At 68.6% G+C, this 3,803-nt stretch carries 3 protein-coding genes; 2 read left to right on the top strand and 1 reads right to left on the bottom strand.

What is annotated here, in order from left to right:
- Window positions 1-2,700, bottom strand: a 2,700-nt coding sequence (locus AB1824_12360; protein MEW5765757.1) for a S8 family serine peptidase, incomplete at its 3' end; no start/stop codon positions are given.
- Between the two features lie 347 nt (window positions 2,701-3,047).
- Here AB1824_12360 and AB1824_12365 point away from each other — a divergent pair.
- The gene (locus AB1824_12365) at window positions 3,048-3,455 is read left to right on the top strand and encodes a 6-carboxytetrahydropterin synthase (protein MEW5765758.1); all 408 of its coding nucleotides are present in this window, start codon (window positions 3,048-3,050) and stop codon (window positions 3,453-3,455) included.
- A partial coding sequence (locus AB1824_12370) for a GTP cyclohydrolase I (protein MEW5765759.1) occupies window positions 3,403-3,803 on the top strand: 401 nt, incomplete at its 3' end. The genes AB1824_12365 and AB1824_12370, both read left to right, overlap by 53 nt.

The raw sequence follows: 3,803 nt of genomic DNA on the forward strand, positions 1-3,803 counted from the left end.
CAAGGCCACGGGCGCGGCGTAGTGGTGGATCTCCTGGACCCTCAGCTTCCACGAGGGGTCCTCGTCCTCGGGATCGGCGGTGGCGGCCCACACCTTCAGCGTGTACTTGGCGTCGGGCTTGGCCCCGGAGGGAGGCGAGAAGTCCACCTCCAGGTGCCGGTAGCCCATCCCCTCCGAGACCAGGGCGTTCCCGTCGGCGTCCAGGATCTGCACGGGAATGTCGGTAAATTTGCCGAAGTCCTCCGCCGAAAGCGTGAGCCGGAAGGTCACGCGGGCTTCGCCGGGGGCGACGGAGAAGGTCTTCTTCCAGGGGTCGCCTCCCGGCCGGACGGTCTTCTCCGTAAAGGACCCCAGGATCTCGCCCGAACCGGTCCCCTTCAGCGCGTCGGGCAGGCCCGACAGGATTTCGAGTTCCGCCCGAGGGGTCTGACCCTGGGAGAGTTTCGCGGACAGGGCGCCCGCCGCGGGCCGTCCGAGGGGAAGGGCGCGCGCTTCCACCCTCACGGCGGCCGGAGCCTTGTTGAGGTAGTTGGCGTAGAGGTCCACCTCCCAAACCCCGGGCGCGAGGACCTCGCCGTCGAGCGTGAAGGAGCCCTTCCTGCGGTCGGGGCGAAGGACGGCCATCTCGCGCTGGCGTCCCTCGGGATCGTGGAGATAGCACGCCACTATCGCCTGCTGGCCAGCGGGGGCCTCCAGATCCAGCCGGGCGCCGCCGGCTTCGGGGGGCACGCGCAGGAAGAGGCGTTCCACGCGGGCGGGCTGGATCCCGTCCACGTTCCGGGAGAAGAACGCCCCGGCGGAGAGGTCTTCGGGGACCACAACCGAGACGGGCACCGCCCAGTCGGGACCGAGTTCGCGCCCTGCCCCTTTGAGGTAGCCGAGGATCCGGGCCTGGTAGAGGCCCGGCTTCCTTATCGCCGCCGCGTCGAAGGTGAAGGGGATCACGGCGCCCTGCTCCGCCTTCAGGAAGATGGACCCCTTCTCCAGCCGGAGCCAGGGGGCCGTGCTCTCCAAGTCGAAGGCCTGGAAGAAGCGCGCCTGCCCGTCGGCGGAGAGCGCCCGCGGAAAGACCGCCTTCACGGTGACCGTCTGGGTCTTTCCGTCCCTCGGGTAGTAGGCGCCTCGCCAGTGGACGGCGGGTCCCTTCAGGCCGGCCATCTCCGGCGACTCCGTCTCCGCGCGGTAGGTCAGGACGGCGTCTTTGCCCCGCCGGGCCAGGCTCTGCAGAATCGAGTAGGCCCGCGGCACGTCCACGAGGCCCCAGCCATAGTCCAGGGGACCGTAGCCCGCCATGGGCCGGGCGCCGCGCTTGAGGGCCATGGCCGCGTGGTCGCGCCTCACGTCGAGGCCTTCGGCCCGGGCGGCGGAGAGCAGGAGCGCCAGGGCGCCGGCCGCCTGCGGGGCCGCCATGCTCGTCCCCCGGAACACGCTCCGGCCGTCCTCGTAGTTGGGCACCGTCGAGGCCGAGAATCCAGGGCAGGCCACGTCGGGCTTCGCGGCCTCGGCTCCGCGGCTGGAGAACGAGAACATCTCGTCCTGGGCGAGGGAGGCTCCGTAGAGGTCCTTCGCCGAATCCCGGTTGAGCACGGCGGCCACCGACAGGGCGTTCGCCATGCAGGCGGGGAGGCCCACGGTGGAGAGCCCGGGGCCCTCGTTTCCGGCGGAAACCGTCGCCACGACGTCTGGATTCTCTTCGAGGAGTTCGTCGAGGAGCCGCTCGGCCTCCGCCGTCCCCTCGTTTTCCGAGCCCACGCCGTAGGACATCTGGATGACCAGGGGCATGCCCAGCTCCTTGGCCTTCTTCACGGCGTAGCGCCACGCGGCCACCATGGAACCCGGGGTGGTGGCCCCGCCCGAGAGGGTGTTGTCGCCGATCTTCAGGGCCAGGACTTGCGCTCCGGGCGCCACGCCGTCGAAGCCCGGCTGGCCGTCGATGCCGAAACCGGCGCAGATGCCCGCCACGTGGGTCCCGTGAGACCCGTCGGCCATGTAGAGGGCCGCCTTCTTTTCGGAGGGCCAGAGGTTGAGCGCGAATCCCATGACCTTGGCCTGGGCGTGGACGTCGCGGCCCCGCAGTTCGAAGGCCTCTCGGGCCACTGCGAAGTCCCGCACGGGCTTCTCGTCCGCCAGGCTCCCGTCGGCGTTCGTGTCCACGACGGCCAGCCAGGGGGCGTCCGCCGCCTTGGACTCGGGAAAGGCCACCATGCCGTACACGTCGTCCTTCGACCCGTTTCCGTTCAGGTCCCCGTCCCGGGCGTCGCTGTTCTTGAGGTCCTCTTCCTTGAAGTACGCCACGTACAGGTCCTTCTCGGAAGGGGGCTTGAGACCGAGGCTCTCGAAGCCGTAGAGCCACTTCCCGTCCTTGGCCCTCAGCGCCTTCCCGTTCGCGTCCTGGCCCGCCTCGGCGCGTTCGAGGGAGACCTTGCGGTTTTCGAGGAAGATCCGCGCGTCGAGGATTTTGGGCTTTCCGTCGGAGGTCACGGTGAGCCCGGGAAGACCCAGGTCCACCCCCGAATCGCACACGGCGATCAGCACGCCCCGGCCGTCCCAATCGGGGTGGGCCTTCACGAAGTCCTTCGCTCCGATGGTCGTGGTCGAGAGGAAGGTCCAATCGAGGGGGGCCCCGGAGGCGGCCGCCGCCGCCATGGGAAGGGCCGCCGCCAGAAGGAGCCACGCGCACGTCTTCGTCTTCTGCTTCATGTTCATCTCCCCAAGGCTCGGGATACGGTTTTCAGACCGGAGGGGTTTCCCCCCACCTCCGAAGGGCGGATTTTACCACGGAGCCCGGCCCATCCCGGGCTTCGCGTTGCACCGACCAGGGTTTCTCTCGTGAAACCACCATCCCGGCCGTTTCAACCGCCACGCCTTCTTGCGGGCCGCCAGGGCGCAGGGGTTAAACGGTTCGCGCGGTTCCCCTTTCACCGGCTCGCTCGCTCCTTGGCTCCCCGCTTTCCAACTCCCTTCATCCCCTCCTCACCTCCTCACCTGCTCCCTGAGCGCTTCCCCTGGTACGGCTCTTGCTTTCCTCCGCCGGGAGGTTCGCCCGAATGCGGACGTTCTTGACCGTGAAACAGCACTTTTCGGCGGCCCACAGGCTCTTCAGGCCCGACTGGTCCCTTTCCAAGAACCGGGAAGTCTTCGGCCTGTGCGCCAATCCGAACGGCCACGGCCACAACTACGAGATCGAGGTCACCGTGGAGGGGCCCGTGAGCCCGGATACCGGCATGATCCTCGACATGAAGGCCCTCAAAGACCTCGTCCAGGCCGAGATCCTGGACAAGGTGGACCACAAGCACCTCAACCTCGACGTCCCCTTCCTCGAGGGGATCAACCCCACGGCGGAGAATCTGGCCGTGGCCTTCTGGGAGATCCTGGACGCCAGGATCCCCTCCGGGAGACTCCATGAAGTCCGAGTTCACGAAACCGACCGCAACGTCGCCTTCGTCCGCCGTTGAACCGAAGCCCGCTCCCCCGCTCCACCGGTCCGTCGGAGCCGCCGCCCTCCACCTCGCCGACGTGCGTCCGGCGGGAGCGGACCCTCTGGAGGCCCTGAACCGGTCGGTCCTGCAGGAACTGGGGGAGGACCCCTCCCGCGAGGGACTCCTGGCCACGCCGCGACGCGTGGCCAAGGCCCTGCGCTTCCTGACCTCTGGGTACGAGGCCGACCTCGCGCACATCGTGAACGGGGCGGTCTTCGCGGCGGAGGGATATCAGGAGATGGTCCTCGTGAAGGACGTGGAGTTCTACTCCCTCTGCGAGCACCACATGCTCCCCTTCTTCGGCACGGTCTCCGTGGCCTACCT

The sequence above is a fragment of the Acidobacteriota bacterium genome (assembly GCA_040752915.1).
GTDB lineage: Bacteria > Acidobacteriota > UBA4820 > UBA4820 > DSQY01 > JBFLVU01.